Here is a 15,527-nt window from a genome sequence, read left to right as displayed (position 1 = left end):
CCTTGGGAAGGTTCAGAAGTGGGCGCCCGTCCATCCGGGCGCCATGAATGCTTTTTTTCAGTGTGAGCCGCCCAGGTAGGCGCGGCGCACGGCGGGGCTGCCGCTGAGCTCCCGGGCCGAGCCCTCGCCCACGATGCGGCCGGTCTCCAGCAGATAGCCGCGGTCGGCGATGGCCAGGCTCTGGCGCGCGTTCTGCTCCACCAGCAGCACGCCCATGCCCAGGGTCTTGATGCGCGCCAGCGCCGCGAACAGCTCCCTGCACATCAGTGGCGACAGGCCCAGCGAGGGCTCGTCGAGCAGCAGGATATCCGGCTGGCTCATGAGCGCGCGGCCCACAGCCACCATCTGCTGCTCGCCGCCGCTCATGGTGCGCACGGTCTGGGCCAGCCGGTCGCGCAGCTTGGGAAACAGGGTGAAGACGCGCTCCAGATTCTGCGCCTCGCCGGCGCGGGCGCGCTGCGGCTGGGCGCCCAGCTGCAGGTTTTCCTTCACGCTCAGGTCGCCGAACACGCCGCGCCCTTCGGGCACCAGGGCCAGGCCCGACTGCACGATGGCATGCGCGGGCAGCTGCATCAGCTCCTGGCCGGCCAGGCGGGCGCTGGCGCCGGCATCGGCCGCGACCATGCCGCCCAGGGCCTTGAGCAGGCTGGACTTGCCGGCACCGTTGGCCCCCAGCATCACGACCAGTTCGCCCGGCTGCACCTGCAGCGCCACCTCGTGCAGTGCCTGGTGCTTGCCGTAGCGCACGGACAGATGGCGTACCTCAAGCATGGGCGGCCTCCCGGCTGTCGTCCTCTTCGCCGCCCAGATAGGCGCGCACGACCTCGGGGTCGCGCAGCACCTGGGCGGTTGCGCCCTCGGCGATCCGGGTGCCGGCATGCATCACCACGCAGCGGCTGCACAGCGCATGCACGGCGTCCATCACGTGCTCGACCATGAGAATCGTCAGCCCGCTGCCCTGCAGCTGGCGGATCAGCGCGATGCCCTGCTGCAGCTCGGTGGGGTTGAGGCCGGCCAGCCACTCGTCCAGCAGCAGCAGGCGCGGCTCCAGCGCCAGGGCGCGGGCCAGCTCCAGGCGTTTCTGGTCGATATAGGTCAGCTCGCCGGCGGGCAGGGCGGCGTGCCGCTCCAGGCCCACGCGCTGCAGCAGCTCCTGCGCGCGCGCCGCGGCGGCCTTGCCGAACAGCGGCCGCGGCTTGAAGGCCATGCCGGCGATGACGTTGTCCTGGCAGCTGAGCGGGCCCAGCACCCGCACCAGCTGGAAGGTGCGCGCAATGCCGAGGCGGGCGATCTGGTGGCTTTTGAGCGCGTGTATGGGCTGGCCGTTGAACAGGATCTGTCCGCCATGGGCGGGCAGGGCGCCCGAGATCAGGTTCATGGCCGTGGTCTTGCCCGAGCCGTTGGGGCCGAGCAGGCCCACGACCTCGCCGGGGTAGAGGTCGAAGCTCAGCTGGTTGACGGCGACCAGGCCGCCAAAGCGCCGGGTGGCCGAGCGCACGGACAGCAGCGTGCAGGTGTGGGCCGCAGTCATGGGAGCCCTTTCTTGCGGCGGGAGAACCGGGTGATCCAGCCCGACAGGCCCTGGGGCACGAAGTAGACGATCACGATGAACACCAGGCCCAGCAGGATGGAGAAGTGGTTGGGAAAGTGCGCGCCCAGGTACTCGAACAGCAGCACCAGCGGCACGGCGCCGAGCACGGGTCCCAGCAGCGCGCCCGCGCCGCCGAGCAGGGCCATGATCAGCGTCTGGAAAGAGATCACGGGCGCGAAGGCGATGCTGGGGTCGATATAGGTCCAGCGCGGTGCCATGATGGCGCCGGTCACCGTCATGAACACGGCGCTGGCGGTGAACAGCAGCACCTTGGCATGCGTGGTGTTGATGCCCACGTGCTTGGCCACGGTCTCGTCCTCGCCGATCACGCGCAGGGCCAGGCCCAGGCGGGAGCGGTGGATGAGCGCGCGCAGGCCCAGCACCAGGGCCAGCAGGGCCAGCAGCTGCCAGTAGATGTCGAGCTGGGTGATGTCCACGAACACGTAGCGGCCCAGGTCCTTGGTGACGTTCACCTCCCACCAGGTCACCAGCTGCTTGACCAGTTCGGCCAGGCCGAAGCTGAAGATCACGAAGTACACGCCCGACAGGCGCAGCGTGGACAGGCCCACGACCAGCGCCACGGCCAGGCCCGCGCCCGCGGCGATGGCCAGCACCGCGGCCCAGGGCAGCTGCTCGCCGAACACGGCCGTCACATAGGCGCCCAGGCCGAAGAAGGCCACGGTGGCCAGCGACACATAGCGCGTGGGGCCCGAGAACAGCGCCCAGGACGTGGCCAGCACGCAGTACATGAGGATGCTGATCAGCAGGGACAGGTAGTAGTCGTCCTCCAGCCAGCGCGGCAGCAGGGCCAGGCCCAGCAGCACGCAGGCACCGGCGGCCCAGGCCAGGATTTCCTTGCGGCTCATCGCGCGCTCCTCCCGAACAGGCCAGTGGGCCGCAGCAGCAGCACCAGCAGGAAGACGCCGTAGTTCACGGCCAGCGTCAGGCCGGGATCGACGAAGGAGGCCACCAGCGTCTCGGCAAAACCCAGCAGCATGCCCGCAGCCAGGCAGCCCAGGAGATTGCCCACGCCGCCCATGATGACGACGATCAGCGCCTTCATCGCGAACATGGTGCCCATGCTGGCCGAGAACGGCAGGAACATGCTGACCAGCACGCCGCTGGCGGCCACCAGGGCGCCGCCCAGGCCGAAGGCCAGGGCCGCCGTCTGGCGCACGTTGATGCCCACCAGGTGCGCAAACTGCGGCGCCACCGCGACGGCGCGCACCACGGCGCCGGCGCGGGTGCGCGTGAGCAGCAGGTACAGGCCGCCGCCCAGCACCAGGGCCACGGCCAGCACCAGCAGCCGGTTGGCGGCGACCTTGCTGCCCAGGACCTCCACGGGATCGGCCAGATAGGTGTAGCTGTGGTAGTCGCCGCCGAAGCCCGCCAGCATCAGGCCCTGTGCCACGAACAGCATGCCGAAGGTGGCGAGTATGGAGTCCGCTTCCAGCGCCGGGCCGCCGCGGGCGCGGCGCACCAGGGGCGTGAGCAGCAGCTGGTAGATCAGCCACTGCACGGCAAAGCCCAGGGGCACGGCCAGCACCAGCAGCCACAGGGGCGAGAGGCCCCGGGCGGTGACGGCGAAGTAGGCGAGAAAGGCCGGCGCGATCAGGAATTCTCCATACGAGAGATTCATGATGCGGGCCACGCCGTATTGCAGCGTCAGTCCCATGGCCACCAGCCCGTAGAGCCCGCCCAGCATGGCGCCCGCGAGAAGAATGTCTATCAGATTCATAGCGCTTGACGCTGGCAATTCATGGTTCTTGTGATTTATTCATTTCAGAAATAATTGCAGGCGTGCGCTGGCAGCTATTTTTTTTTGATAGTCCATGAGCCGCTTGCACGGCACCCGCGCAGCAGCAGGAGGCCGTGGCGTGCATCACCAGCCGGGCTTGGGAATCACGGCCGGCCTGGCGCCGGCGCGGTTCGTCGGAGCGATGGCATTGAACTCGCCGCCCTGCCACTGGCCCACATGCCACAGCCTGGTGAGCATCTGGTTTTCGAGCTTGACGGTGCCGATCACGGTCTCGAAGCTGCCGCTGCGGATCTCCTCGGTCACGGCCGCGCGGTCTATCCTGCCCACGCGCTCCAGGGCCTGCTGCAGCATCTGCAGCGAGGCGTAGACGATGGGGCTGGCAAAGCGGTCGGATTCCTGGCCCGTGGCTTGCTTGAAGCGCTGAAGGTAGGCCTGCATCTGCGGGCTGGCCGCGTCGATGCCGCCGGGCGCCATGATGCCTTCGGCGGCCTTGCCGAACTTGCCCTTGAACATGGGGAACTGCGTGCCCACGCCGGTGAACATCACCTTGGGCGCCAGGCCCAGCGTGCGCGCCTGCTCGGTGATCAGCATGGTGTCGGGCGGGTAGGAGTAGGCGACGAAGGTGTCCGCGCCCTTGCCCTTGGCCTCGTTGATCACGGGCGTCATGTCCTGCGTGCCGATGGGATAGCTCTTGTCGTAGACCAGCTCGAAACCGTGCTTCTTGGCGGCCTTGCGCGTGGCATTGGCCAGCTCCACGCCGAAGCCGTCGGCGATGTTGACCATGGCGATCTTGTTGTTGATCCTGCCCTCGGCCTTGGCCTTTTCCAGCGTGGCGACCAGGTCCTCGGCATATTCGCCGCCCGTGCCCAGCAGGAAGAAGGCGTGCTTCCAGCGCTTGGCCAGCTCGGGCGCCTTGTCGGTCACCGAGGTCGCGGCCAGCAGCGGGTACTTGTGCTTTTCGTAGGTGGGGCCCACGGCCAGGTTGGTGCCCGTGCCCCAGGGCGGCAGCACGAAGTCCACCTTGTCCTGGGTGATCAGGCGCTCGGTGGCGCGCACGGCTTCCTCGGTGCTGGAGCGGTCGTCGTATTCGACGACCTCGACGGGCACGCGCTTGTTGTAGGCCTTGAGCAAAATGCCGCCCGCGTCGTTGATCTCCTTGACCCAGAGCCTGTAGTTGGGCGTGACGGTGGCAGCCGTGCCGCCCGCGTTCACGCCGGTCTTGGCAATGGCCCAGCCAATGCGCACGGATTTGGGCGCCTCCTGGGCGGCAGCCCTGGCGGAAAGGCCGCCCAGGCCTGCCACGGCCATGGCAGCGGCAAGGCCCTTGAGGGCACGACGTTTGAGGACAAGGCGCTTGTTCGACGGTGGCATGGATGTCTCCTCGGTGGATCGGTCCGGCTCATGGGCTGGCCGTTTGTCGCCTCATCCTAGGAAATCGCGCCGGCAGGGGTTTGTCTGGGCGTGCACAACATCTTGTCCCGCAGTGCAGTCGCATATGGGTAAACACCGATTTCCCCGGTTGCCGCCGGTCTCTGCTGCGCCAGCATGGCAGGTGCTATGGATAATGAAGCATCCTGTTGCCGCTTCAGGAGAAGCCATGCCTCATGCCTCACCCGCCTACCAGATGACCGAGATGCAGGGCGCCCGGGCCATTGGCGCGTGGCAGCAATGGATGTCCACGCTCTACGGACTGGAGAGCGACGCCTATGGCGATGCGCATTTCTGCGCGCGGCTGGGCACTTTGGCGCTGGGGCGCGTGGGCATGACCAAGATCGAGGCCGGCCGCCATCGCGTGCGCCGCACTTCGGACGCCATGGCCAGCCGCCGCACGGACTTCCTCAAGATCGTGGCGCCCTGGCAGGGCTGCGCCACCGTGCGCCAGAACGGCCGCGAGGCCCGCGCGCGCAGCGGCCAGTGGCTGATCTACGACACCACGCAGGAATACGAGGTGCTCAACCCCGAGTGGAGCGAGCACCTCATCATCACCCTGCCCAAGAGCCGTTTCCAGGACCACGGCCGCGCCGTCGACGCCCTGGTCGGCAGCTATGTGGGCGGCAGCGAGGGGGTCTCGCGCATTGCGCTGGACGTGATGCGCGGCACCTTTGCCGAATGCCGGACCATGGGCGAGGGCCTGGCCCTGCATGTGGCGGACACGCTGGTGCAGCTCATCCAGCTGTCGCTGCTCGATGCCTGTGGCCGGGCCGCCATGCTCACGCCCGCGCAGCTGTTGCGCAGCCGCATCAAGGCCTATGTGCGCCAGCATCTGCGCGACCCCGGCCTGAGCGTGGAGGGCATCGCCGCAGCGCTCAACTGCAGCAAGCGCCATCTCTACAACGCGTTTGCCGACGAGCCGCATTCCATAGGCCAGTTCATCTGGGCCGAGCGCGTGGCCCTGTTCCAGCGCGAGCTGCTGCAGCCCGGGCTGCAGCATTGCACGCTGACGGAGCTGGCGCTGGCCTGCGGCTTTGCCAGCGGCGCGCATCTGAGCCGTCTGTTCAAGCAGCACACGGGCCTGACGCCGGCGCAGTTCCGCGCTGCGCAGAGTGCGGCCGGGATGACCTCGCTCAACTGAGCCTTGAATATGCCTTTTCCCCTTGATGGGGAAGCGCTGAAGGCTATCGAAATGAAAGCGGCTGGCGGGCGTTGCCATCCGGCCTTGCCCGCTGCCGGCGCCGGGCGCGGGCACTCATAGGACAATGCGCCCCATCGCTTTTTATTGCTCTTGACGAGCGGACTGCCTTTCCATGGACATCAACCAACCGCTGCCCCTGCTGGGCGGGCTGACAGCTTCCCAATTCATGCGCCGCCACTGGCACAAAAAACCGCTGCTGGTGCGTCAGGCCATCCCGGGCATGAAACCCCTGATACCACGCGCCAGGCTGCTGGCCATGGCCGGCGAGGACGGCGTGGAATCGCGCCTGATCCAGCACCAGGACGACGGCAGCTGGAGGATGAAGCACGGCCCGCTGTCGCGCCGCGGCCTGCCTTCGCTGGACACGCCGGGCTGGACGGTGCTGGTGCAGGGCGTGGACCTGCACGACGACAAAGTCCACCAGCTGCTGCAGCAGTTCCGCTTCGTCCCCGAAGCGCGCCTGGACGACCTGATGATCAGCTTCGCCACCGACCAGGGCGGTGTCGGCCCGCACTTCGACAGCTACGACGTTTTCCTGCTGCAGACCCACGGCAAGCGCCGCTGGCGCATCGGCAGGCAAAAGGATCTGTCGCTGCAGCCCGATGTCCCGCTCAAGATACTTTCGCACTTCGAGCCCGAAGAAGAGTTCGTGCTCGAACCTGGCGACATGCTGTATCTGCCGCCCAAGTGGGCGCACGACGGCGTGGCCGAAGGCGAGTGCATGACCTACTCCATCGGCTTTCGCTCGCCGGCCCGCGAAGAGCTGGCGCGCGAGCTGCTGCTGCGCCTGTCCGACGAGCCCGATGAACCGGAAGCCCCCATGGTCTATCGCGATGCGGACCAGCCCGCCGTGGAAACGCCCGGCGAGATCCCCCGGGCCCTGCACGATTTCGCGCGGTCTGCGCTGGAGCGTGCGCTGGCCGAGCCGCTGGCGCTGGAGCGTGCGCTGGGCGAATACCTGACAGAACCCAAATCCAATGTCTGGTTCGAGCATGGCGAGGAAAACGGCATGTTCGAAAGCGTGGTGCTCGACCGCCGCACGCGCATGATGTATGACGCCAAACACATCTTCATCAATGGCGAGAGCTACCTGGCCGCAGGCAGGGATGCCACGCTGATGCGCAAGCTGGCCGACACGCGCCGCCTGTCGCGCACCGATCTGGCGCGGGCCAGCGACGATGCCCTGGAGCTGCTGTCGTCGTGGTTCGATGCCGGCTGGGTGCGCTCAGCAGATGCTGTCTGACAGACATCAAGCGGGCGCGAATGCTAAGTTCGCATATCCGCTGGCGTCATGCCTTTTGCTGACATGCTGGAGTACGCAAAGATTGTGTAAAGAATTGCGTACTGTCCGTCAGTAAATTGACAGAAAACTATTTGTGGTTCACAGTGTTACCCAAGACAGGCCCCGCCTGTCCCGGTGAATCGGAGCAGGATCGATTTGTGCGGAATTGTTCAGATGCTGTCAGTATTAGTCAGCATTGACAAAACTTCCCTATAATGCGTTCCGAGTCGAATTTACTGTTTGACGTGATCTGCCAAAGCGATCAATAGCTGCAACAGGCTGACCGTAATGGCGATGCAAATACTGTCTGCTGAACCTACTTGAGGAAATTGTGATGAAGAACTCTCTCATTCTGGCTACCGTGATCGCTGCTGCAGCTCTGGCCGCTTGCGGCAAGAAGGAAGAAGCACCTGCTCCCGCACCCGCACCTGCTGCTGAAGCTCCCGCACCTGCTGCTCCCGCCGCTCCCGCTGCCGAAGCACCTGCTGCTCCCGCTGCCGAAGCACCTGCCGCTCCCGCTGCCGAAACTCCTGCTGCCCCCGCTGCTGATGCCGACGCTGCCAAGGCCAACGCTGACGCCGCTGCCGGCCAAGCTACCGCCAAGTAATTCATTGCTTGCAGCGGGCTCAGGCCCAGCAAAAAAACCGCACCTTGGTGCGGTTTTTTTGTTTTTGGCGGCTCTTCATCGCAGGGTCTTGCGTCATGGCAATTGAGGGCGCTGCGGACTGGAATGGGTCTGTGTTTCAGGTTTCAAGGGCGTGACGTTGCGTGCCGGTGCCTGCTCCGGCAGCTTGGATCGGGAAAGCAAAAAGCCACCTGCGCAGGCAGGTGGCTTTGCTCTATGAAGCGATGCGGGCCGCTTACTTGAGGTCGTCGGTGAGCACGCGGATGATGCGCTGGGCATTGGCCGATGTCTCGGGCTGGCCTTGCGTGTTGAGCACCGTGACGCTGGACTTGCTGCCTTCGCCCTTGACCTGCACCTGGTACTTGACCGGAGCCGCAGCTTCGGCACCGCGGCTGAAGATCTTGCTGAAGAAGCCCTTGGCTTCGACCTTGGCGTTGGGATCCACGTAGCGCACGAAGTAGATGCCGCGGCTGCGGTCGCGGTCTTCCACGGTGAATCCGGTGCGGTCCAGAGCCACGCCCACGCGGCGCCAGGCGCGGTCGAAGTCTTCGTCGATCTGCAGCACGGGCTGGCCGTTGACCGTATCCATGCGCACGCCGCCGTTGACGGCCGTCACGGCAGCGGCGCGGTCGGCCTTGGCCACGGCAGCTGCCTGCTCTTCGCTCACGCCGAGCTTGACCATCATGCGGCGCAGGAATTCTGTTTCCAGCTCGGGATCGCGCGCCCGGGGCTGCCAGATGGTGTTGTCTTTCTGGCTGCTGGTGTAGACCTCCTCCATGCCGCGGTGGGTCACATAGATATGGGTCGTGCCGTCGGATTCGCGCTCCAGGCGGGTGCGGAACTTGTCGCGCTCGCTGGTGGAATACAGGGAGTCGAACACCTTGCCCAGGGTCTTGCGGATGATGTCCTGCGGCAGCTTGGCGCGGTTTTCGGCCCAGTCCGTCTCCAGGATGCCCAGCTGGCGATCTTCGCTCACGAAGATGAAGCCGTTTTCCAGCCAGAAATCGCGCACGGGCTCCCATAGCTTGTCGGCAGGCCGGCTGACCACCAGCCAGTGCTGGTTGCCGTCGCGCTGGATGCGGACATCGCCAATGGCATTGGTGGCCGTGTTGCTGCTGGTGGGCTTGGCGGCCTGGGCATTGGCCTGCATGGCTGCTGCGGAAACCACACCGCCGGGGACGGTGTAGCGGGAGTCCTGGGACAGCTGGGTCAGGTCCGGTGGCACTTCCAGGCTGGGAGTCTGCGACTTGCCAGCGCTCTTGTAGTCGATCTTGGTTTCTTGAAACGTCGTCGTACAAGCCGAAAGGCCCAGGGCGATGCTGAGCAGGCCTAAACGTGCAGTGTGTTGTTTCACGCGGATTGTCCTTGGGTAGCGTTCATGCAGTGAGCGAAAAGCCGCTAGCTTATCTCAAGCTGATTACAGCAGCCCGGCTTCGCGTAGAGCACCCTCAACGACAGACTCAAGATTTTGGCTCAAGGGCGTCATGGGCAGGCGCATGGTAGGGCCACTGAGGCCCATGCGCGCCGCTGCCCACTTCACGGGAATGGGATTGGCTTCGACGAACAGGCTCTTGTGCACCGGCATGAGCCTGAACTGGATTTCCATGGCGCGCTTGACGTCGCCGGCCAGTGCTGCCTTGCACAGCTCGCTCATCAGCCGCGGCGCCACGTTGGCTGTCACGCTGATGTTGCCGTGGCCGCCGCACAGCATCAGGGCCACGGCGGTCGGGTCGTCGCCCGAGTAGACGCCGAAACCCTCGGGAACTTCGCGGATCAGCCACTGCGCGCGCTCGATGTTGCCCGTGGCCTCCTTGATGCCCACGATGCCGGGAACCCGGGCCAGGCGCAGCACGGTGTCGTGCTGCATGTCCGCCACGGAACGGCCGGGCACGTTGTACAGGACCACGGGCAGATCGCCGGTGGCTTCGGCAATGGCCTTGAAGTGCTGGTACTGGCCTTCCTGCGTGGGCTTGTTGTAGTAGGGCACAACCTGCAGCTGGCTGTCGGCGCCGACTTTCTTGGCGTAGCGGGCCAGCTCGATGGCTTCGTGCGTGCTGTTGGCGCCGCATCCGGCCATGATGGAGACGCGGCCGGCAGCCTGCTCCACCGCCACGCGGATGATCTCGCAGTGCTCTTCCACGTTGACCGTGGGCGATTCGCCGGTGGTGCCCACCACGCCGATGCAGTCGGTGCCCTCGGCAACGTGCCAGTCGATCAGTTTGCGCAGACTCGGGTAGTCGACGCTACCGTCCTCGTGCATGGGCGTGATGAGGGCAACAATGCTGCCAGTGAGGGCGACGGAGGAAGATGTCATGTCCGCAATCTGAGGCTGAAACAGGAAAAAGCCATTCTACAAACAGGCCTGCACCGGCTTGTGTGGTTTGCCGGTGCATGCTGCGAGCAAATATGATTTTTCGCCAATATGTTGTTGATAAATGACGATATGTATGAATTCTAAATATTATTGCGTCATATTGTTGTGATGTAGAAGACGACGTTCGTCAGGCGCAGGCATGGCTCCAGGCACGGATGCCGGCCTGGGCCAGGCGCTCGATGAAGGCCTCGGCGTCGCCTGCGCGCACCACGGTGATGCGCAGGCTGTCGTTATCGGTGGCCAGCCTGATCAGGGCCAGGCCGCGCGCGGCCAGGTGTTCGGCCATGTGCTCCAGGCCCGCTTCCACGCCGTCGGCCGGCGTGTCCCAGTGCCAGTCGTCGGTGCCGGGCAGCCAGCGGGTGTCGGCCATGCCGTCGGCATCCTTCCAGTCGAAGCGCGCGAATTGCGTGGCAACGGCCAGCAGGTGCACCCAGTACAGCGTGAGCGCGTTCTCGTCGCCGCTGATCTGCATCAGCTCGGGGTCGAATTCCTCCGCATTCTCATCCCAGCCCAGTTCGGCAGGATCGGGGTCGGCCACGCAGTCGCGCCACTGCTGCAACAGCTCGGCGGCCTCGTCCGCGTTGTCCAGGCACAGCATGCGGGCCAGGTCCTGCATCCAGTCCTGGTCCTCGGCCTCCAGCAGTTCCTTGCGGGTCATGCTGCGGGTTTCCACGGCCTGGCCGTCCAGGCCTCTGAACATGCCCTTCAGGGCAGCGCGGTAGTCCTGCCAGGTCTCGCCCGTGCGCACGAAGTCGAAGTCCTTGATGGAGAACATGCCCATTTCGGCCTCGTCACCTTCGCCCATGAAGCACAGCAGTTCGTTCTTCCTGAGGTCGCGGTGCAGCGGCGGGCACCAGATGTCGGGTGCGGCCAGCAGTTTGCCCCGGGTGCTGTAGACGCGGGGCTGGCCCTGGTGGGTGAAGGCCAGCAGCTTGCCGCCGGGCAGCACCCTGGGCGGAGAGTCCGAGAAGCCGCGCTCGATCAGCTCGTATTCGCAGGGAATGATTTCCTTGCCGCTGATGTGGACCACGCCTTCGTGGATGCGGCAGCTGCCCTCTCCGTTGTCGTCGGTGCAGGGCACGCGGATGCGGGCCACGGCCAGGCCGGTCTTGGCGTTGAAGTCGCTCACGTGCTCGTAGCGGCTGCTGTCGAAGACGGGCTTGCCGTGGAGGTCCAGCAGCAGCATGCGCGGCGCTTCCTGCGGGCCGGCGAGCGCGCGGATGAAGGCGTCCTGCTCCTCGTTGTGGAGGATGTTGTAGACGCCCTCGTGCAGCAGCTCCAGGCCCGGCAGGCTGCGCAGGTCCTCGCCCTGGCCCAGTGCCGATTTGCAGGCCATGACCCGCGGCGTGATGGCATAGGCATTGAGGTAGCCCGCGGATGGCGGTACCAGCCAGTTGCCGTTCAAGTCCTTGATGCCGGATTTCTCGCCTTCGCCTTCCCTGGCTTCAGGGTAGCGGACATTGATGTGGCCGCCTGATGTGTAGGCACCGCAAGCGCCCTCGACAGGCTTGACCAGCCAGCGGCCATAGGGCGTGACCAGACCCACAGGCCAGTTGCCGCGCTCGTTTTCGCCGGGCAGTTTCTCGCCTGTGCGCGGATGCCTCAGGGGCATCACGCAATAGGCATCGGTGCCTTCGTCCCAGGCGCCGTGGTCGCGCTCCACATAGTTGTCCTTGAGCCAGGCAGGCCAGTCGTCGTCGTTGTCCCGCTCTATCACTTCGGTGCGGGCAAGCACCGAGTGGCTCCACCACCCAAAGTGGAGCTGCGGATGCTGCTTCAAAACCTGCAGCGCTTCGGGCAGGCCGTCCGCGCCGCAGTCCCATTGCAGGCAGCGTTCGCGCAGGGCCTGGAGATCTGCCGCGTACTCGGACGAGTCCAGCTCGTGCGGAATCAAGGTCGCGCAGTCCAGCAGCAGCCAGTGGCGCCGGCTTTGGCTGATGATGGTGTCGATCTGCTGCCAGTTTTTCCTGGCCGAGTCCGGCCAGTGGGCGGGCAGCGGCTCCATCTGCGCCTTGAGCCATTGCCAGCGCGCCTTGACCTGATCCATGGGGGCCGCCAGGCTGGCCAGGCTTTCATTGTCCTGGTAGGCGCTGCAGGGCACGGGTTCGGGCAGGTGGCGGGCGTCGCCCATGAGAAAGCTGAACAGCAGGGGCGTGGTGCTGAACCACTCGGCCCAGCCGTCGCAGGGACCGCCGGGCTCGGCAGGCCACTCGGTGGTCGGGCCGGGATGTTCGTCGTGGGCGAGCAGCAGGGCGTAGTTCGGCATGGAGCGTATCCGTGGAGGCGGAAGACAGAGGGATGCGAGAAGGCGCAGGGCAGGGCCCGGCGGCTTCAGCCTTGCAGCGGGGCGGACACGCAAGGCGCTGCGCCATCGGGCCGGATGGCGGCGATGCGCTGCACCACGCGCTCGGGGCCGCGCAGCAGGCCGTGCTCGTAGGCCGCGATGTTCCAGCCCGCGCAGACCTGCAGCAGCTCGCCGGGCGCAAGCAGGAAGTCGGGGCGCGAGGGCTTGCCATAGGCCTCGTTGCCCTGGGCAAAGGTTTCATAGAGCAGCACGCCGCCGGGCCGGACGCTGGCCAGGATCTGCGGCCACAGCGGGCGCCAGAGGTAATTGGTCACGACCACGCCGTCGAAACTGCGTCCGGCCAACGGCCAGGGATGGCTTTCGATATCGGCCTGGATGGCTTCGCCCATGCTGGCTGCGGCTTCGATAGCATCCGGCGCCTTGTCTATGCCGGTGACGGCATGTTTTTGTGCATGGAACAGGCGCATGTGGCGGCCGAGGCCGCAGGCAATGTCCAGCACGGTTCCGCCAGGGCGCACCAGATGGGCGAAGCGGGCAATCCATGCGGAAGGCGCTTGGGCGCCATGGGAAGGAGGCAGCGTGTGCGCCTCTGCGGTCTGGGGGCAGGTCATCTTGCCGAAAACTATAGCAGCGCGCCGGCTGTGCTCTTCGGGCCGGCCGTGTAGGCCAGTATCCAGACCTTCGCTACCGGCGTTGCGGGGCACCAGGGGGCGATGCCTCAATGCGGCTTCACGTCGTCCTTGAGTGCGGCCAGCGCCATGTCTTCCACCAGGCCGGGCGCGATCAGCTTCATGAAGCGGCCCAGCTTGCCCTTGCCCGTCATCACGACTTCGCGCTGGCGGCGGTCCATGCCGGCAAGTATGAGCCTGGCGCATTCGTGCACGCTCATGGCGCCGTCCTCCTTGAGGCCGCTGACCCCGGCGGGCTCGCCCCTGGCGTTATAGCCGTGGTAGCGGATGCGCGTGTCCACCACGCCTGGATAGGCCGTGGTCACGCTCACGCCGGCAGGCTTGAGTTCCGTGCGCAGGGCTTCGAAGAAGCCGGCCATGGCAAATTTGCTGGCGCTGTAGGCCGTGCGCCCCGGTACGCCGACCAGGCCTGCCAGCGAGGCGACGGCCACGATGCGGCCCTTGCCGGCCTTGAGGTGCGGCAGTGCGGCATGCGTGCACCAGACGCTGCCCCAGAAATTGATGTGCATCAGCCGCTCGTACCAGCCCAGATCCTGCGCGCTGACTTCCTCGAACAGCGCATGGGCCGAGACGCCGGCATTGTTGATCAAGGCGTCGAGCCCGCCGAACTGCTGCACGGCGCCGGCAATCAGCGTGCGGCACTGGGCTTGCTCGGCCACATCGGTGGGCAGCACCAGCACCTGCGCGCCCTGCAACCGGCATTGCGCGGCCACGTCTTCGAGCCTGGACTGGTGGCGCGCGGCCAGCGTCAGCTGCAGCCGGTCTTCATGGGTGTGCGCCAGCTGGCGCGCCATTTCGGCGCCAATGCCATCGGAGGCACCAGTGATGACGATACGGGGCATGGAAACTCCCGGCCGTGCCGCCTGGGCCGGATGCTCCAGGGCTCAGAAGCAGGCCCAGACATGGTCAGCCAGTGTGACCATGAATTCCGGCTGCAGGTACAGGGCAAACACGGCCAGCAGCACCGCCAGCACGGCGGTCCAGATGGAAATGCGTTGCCAGGGCTTGAGCTGCATGGCCTCAGGCCGTCTGGGCCGGGGCGGCGTTGCTGCGCACAACGGCTGCCTCGCGCACGGGCAGGTTGACCAGGGCCGCAAAAATGCCCAGGGCAATCGACAGATACCAGACCATGTCGTAGCTGCCGCTCAGGTCGTACAGATAGCCGCCCAGCCACACGCCGAGGAAGCTGCCGATCTGGTGGCTGAAGAACACGAAGCCGCCCAGCATGGACAGGTGCTGCACGCCGAAGAGCTGGGCGATGGTGGCATTGGTCAGCGGTACGGTGGACAGCCACAGAAAGCCCATGGCCGCCGAGAAGATGTAGACCGACCAGGGCGACAGCGGGGCCAGCAGGAACAGCACCGTCACCAGCGAGCGCAGGCTGTAGATGCCCGACAGCAGGTAACGCTTGGGGAGCTTTTGCCCCAGGTTGCCGGCCAGGTAGGTGCCGAAGATGTTGAACAGGCCCACCAGGGCCAGCGAATAGCTGGCCACCTGCGGCGCCATGCCGAAGTCCTTGAGGTAGCTGGGCATGTGCACGCCAATGAACATGACCTGGAAGCCGCAGACGAAGTAGCCGGCCGTCAGCAGCACGAAGCTGGGCGTGCTCCAGGCCTCCCGGAGGGCCTGGGCCACGGTCTGCTCGCGCTGCAGGGCGGTGCCCGAGCCGAAGCCCGGCTCGCGCAGTCCGAAGGCCAGCAGGACGATCAGCAGCGCGAGCAGCGCCAGCACCAGCAGCGCGTTGGACCAGTTGAGCCAGGAGATCAGCGCGCCTTCCACGGGCACCATGAAGAACTGTCCGAACGAGCCCGCCGCCGCCGTGACGCCCATGGCCCAGCTGCGCCGCGCCAGCGGAATCTGGCGGCCCAGCACGCCATAGATCACGGCATAGGTGGTGCCGGCCTGGGCTGCGCCGATAAGCACGCCGGCCGTCAGCGTGAACACCAGCGTGGTGGGCGACAAGGCCATGCCGACCAGGCCGAGCGCGTACAGCACGGCGCCGCCGATCAGCACCTTGAAGGCGCCGAGCCGGTCGGCCAGCATGCCCACGAAAATGCCCAGAATGCCCCAGGAGATGTTCTGCACCGCGATGGCCAGCGAAAAGCTCTCGCGCGTCCAGCCCATCTGCTGGGTGATGGGCTGCAGCCACAGGCCGAAGCCGTGGCGTATGCCCATGGACAGGGTGACGATGGCGCCGCCGCACAGAAGAATCTGTGCCATGGACATGGGAGGTGTGGCTGTCTTGGTCATGCCTGGTCCGCAATGGGGTG

15 protein-coding genes are annotated in these 15,527 nt (G+C 66.1%); 3 read left to right on the top strand and 12 right to left on the bottom strand.

Features of this window, described 5'->3' with window-relative positions:
* Positions 1–57 precede the first annotated feature (57 nt).
* From V8Z74_RS17455 to V8Z74_RS17435, 5 genes are all read right to left on the bottom strand, one after another.
* Entirely contained in the window at positions 58–771 is a 714-nt protein-coding gene (locus V8Z74_RS17455; RefSeq protein ID WP_349710366.1) for an ABC transporter ATP-binding protein, read from the bottom strand.
* Positions 764–1,531: an ABC transporter ATP-binding protein gene (locus V8Z74_RS17450; protein WP_349710365.1), complete on the bottom strand. Its 768-nt coding sequence runs from the start codon at positions 1,529–1,531 to the stop codon at positions 764–766. Before V8Z74_RS17450 ends, V8Z74_RS17455 begins: the two co-directional genes overlap by 8 nt.
* The gene (locus tag V8Z74_RS17445; RefSeq protein ID WP_349710364.1) at positions 1,528–2,457 is read right to left on the bottom strand and encodes a branched-chain amino acid ABC transporter permease; all 930 of its coding nucleotides are present in this window, start codon (positions 2,455–2,457) and stop codon (positions 1,528–1,530) included. Before V8Z74_RS17445 ends, V8Z74_RS17450 begins: the two co-directional genes overlap by 4 nt.
* A complete protein-coding gene (locus V8Z74_RS17440; protein WP_349710363.1) occupies positions 2,454–3,329 on the bottom strand; it encodes a branched-chain amino acid ABC transporter permease in 876 nt (291 codons plus the stop codon). Before V8Z74_RS17440 ends, V8Z74_RS17445 begins: the two co-directional genes overlap by 4 nt.
* Before the next feature lie 144 nt (positions 3,330–3,473).
* On the bottom strand, positions 3,474–4,721 hold the full coding sequence (locus V8Z74_RS17435; protein WP_349710362.1) for an amino acid ABC transporter substrate-binding protein: 1,248 nt from the start codon (positions 4,719–4,721) through the stop codon (positions 3,474–3,476).
* A 226-nt stretch (positions 4,722–4,947) separates the two neighbouring features.
* On the opposite strand from V8Z74_RS17435, the gene V8Z74_RS17430 reads away from it, so the two are divergent.
* The 3 genes from V8Z74_RS17430 (at position 4,948) to V8Z74_RS17420 (ending at position 7,871) form a co-directional block, all read left to right on the top strand.
* Entirely contained in the window at positions 4,948–5,922 is a 975-nt protein-coding gene (locus V8Z74_RS17430; protein ID WP_066472192.1) for an AraC-like ligand-binding domain-containing protein, read from the top strand.
* Positions 5,923–6,094: 172 nt separating this feature from the next.
* Positions 6,095–7,225 carry a JmjC domain-containing protein gene (locus V8Z74_RS17425; protein ID WP_349710360.1) on the top strand — a complete coding sequence of 377 codons (1,131 nt, stop codon included), beginning with the start codon at positions 6,095–6,097 and terminating at the stop codon, positions 7,223–7,225.
* A gap of 373 nt (positions 7,226–7,598) precedes the next feature.
* Entirely contained in the window at positions 7,599–7,871 is a 273-nt protein-coding gene (locus tag V8Z74_RS17420) for a hypothetical protein (RefSeq protein WP_083526491.1), read from the top strand.
* A gap of 253 nt (positions 7,872–8,124) precedes the next feature.
* Here the strand turns inward: V8Z74_RS17420 and bamC are convergent, their stop codons facing one another.
* The 7 genes from bamC to V8Z74_RS17385 form a co-directional block, all read right to left on the bottom strand.
* Complete coding sequence (bamC, locus tag V8Z74_RS17415; protein ID WP_349710359.1) at positions 8,125–9,243, bottom strand: NlpB/DapX family lipoprotein; 1,119 nt, start codon at positions 9,241–9,243, stop codon at positions 8,125–8,127.
* Positions 9,244–9,306: 63 nt separating this feature from the next.
* Complete coding sequence (dapA, locus tag V8Z74_RS17410; protein ID WP_349710358.1) at positions 9,307–10,203, bottom strand: 4-hydroxy-tetrahydrodipicolinate synthase; 897 nt, start codon at positions 10,201–10,203, stop codon at positions 9,307–9,309.
* A gap of 187 nt (positions 10,204–10,390) precedes the next feature.
* The gene (locus V8Z74_RS17405; protein WP_349710357.1) at positions 10,391–12,529 is read right to left on the bottom strand and encodes a DUF6630 family protein; all 2,139 of its coding nucleotides are present in this window, start codon (positions 12,527–12,529) and stop codon (positions 10,391–10,393) included.
* A 65-nt stretch (positions 12,530–12,594) separates the two neighbouring features.
* Entirely contained in the window at positions 12,595–13,179 is a 585-nt protein-coding gene (locus V8Z74_RS17400; RefSeq protein WP_349710356.1) for a class I SAM-dependent methyltransferase, read from the bottom strand.
* A gap of 107 nt (positions 13,180–13,286) precedes the next feature.
* A complete protein-coding gene (locus V8Z74_RS17395; protein WP_349710355.1) occupies positions 13,287–14,099 on the bottom strand; it encodes an SDR family oxidoreductase in 813 nt (270 codons plus the stop codon).
* A 42-nt stretch (positions 14,100–14,141) separates the two neighbouring features.
* Positions 14,142–14,273 (bottom strand): hypothetical protein, encoded by a 132-nt coding sequence (locus V8Z74_RS17390; protein ID WP_281178755.1) that lies wholly within the window; start codon positions 14,271–14,273, stop codon positions 14,142–14,144.
* Positions 14,274–14,277: 4 nt separating this feature from the next.
* A complete protein-coding gene (locus V8Z74_RS17385; RefSeq protein ID WP_349710406.1) occupies positions 14,278–15,483 on the bottom strand; it encodes an MFS transporter in 1,206 nt (401 codons plus the stop codon).
* Positions 15,484–15,527: the final 44 nt, after the last annotated feature.

It is taken from the genome of Comamonas sp. w2-DMI (genome assembly GCF_040187735.1).
Classification (GTDB): Bacteria; Pseudomonadota; Gammaproteobacteria; order Burkholderiales; family Burkholderiaceae_C; genus Comamonas; species Comamonas terrae.
The sequence above is the reverse complement of the archived record's forward strand: the minus strand, read 5'-3'. Positions and strand labels throughout refer to the sequence as shown.

Coding starts and splice junctions, on each gene's coding strand:
- V8Z74_RS17455 (WP_349710366.1), bottom strand. CDS start 771: ATGCTTGAGGTACGCCATCTGTCCGTGCGCTACGGCAAGCACCAGGCA.
- V8Z74_RS17450 (WP_349710365.1), bottom strand. CDS start 1,531: ATGACTGCGGCCCACACCTGCACGCTGCTGTCCGTGCGCTCGGCCACC.
- V8Z74_RS17445 (WP_349710364.1), bottom strand. CDS start 2,457: ATGAGCCGCAAGGAAATCCTGGCCTGGGCCGCCGGTGCCTGCGTGCTG.
- V8Z74_RS17440 (WP_349710363.1), bottom strand. CDS start 3,329: ATGAATCTGATAGACATTCTTCTCGCGGGCGCCATGCTGGGCGGGCTC.
- V8Z74_RS17435 (WP_349710362.1), bottom strand. CDS start 4,721: ATGCCACCGTCGAACAAGCGCCTTGTCCTCAAACGTCGTGCCCTCAAG.
- V8Z74_RS17430 (WP_066472192.1), top strand. CDS start 4,948: ATGCCTCATGCCTCACCCGCCTACCAGATGACCGAGATGCAGGGCGCC.
- V8Z74_RS17425 (WP_349710360.1), top strand. CDS start 6,095: ATGGACATCAACCAACCGCTGCCCCTGCTGGGCGGGCTGACAGCTTCC.
- V8Z74_RS17420 (WP_083526491.1), top strand. CDS start 7,599: ATGAAGAACTCTCTCATTCTGGCTACCGTGATCGCTGCTGCAGCTCTG.
- dapA (WP_349710358.1), bottom strand. CDS start 10,203: ATGACATCTTCCTCCGTCGCCCTCACTGGCAGCATTGTTGCCCTCATC.
- V8Z74_RS17405 (WP_349710357.1), bottom strand. CDS start 12,529: ATGCCGAACTACGCCCTGCTGCTCGCCCACGACGAACATCCCGGCCCG.
- V8Z74_RS17400 (WP_349710356.1), bottom strand. CDS start 13,179: ATGACCTGCCCCCAGACCGCAGAGGCGCACACGCTGCCTCCTTCCCAT.
- V8Z74_RS17395 (WP_349710355.1), bottom strand. CDS start 14,099: ATGCCCCGTATCGTCATCACTGGTGCCTCCGATGGCATTGGCGCCGAA.
- V8Z74_RS17390 (WP_281178755.1), bottom strand. CDS start 14,273: ATGCAGCTCAAGCCCTGGCAACGCATTTCCATCTGGACCGCCGTGCTG.
- V8Z74_RS17385 (WP_349710406.1), bottom strand. CDS start 15,483: ATGTCCATGGCACAGATTCTTCTGTGCGGCGGCGCCATCGTCACCCTG.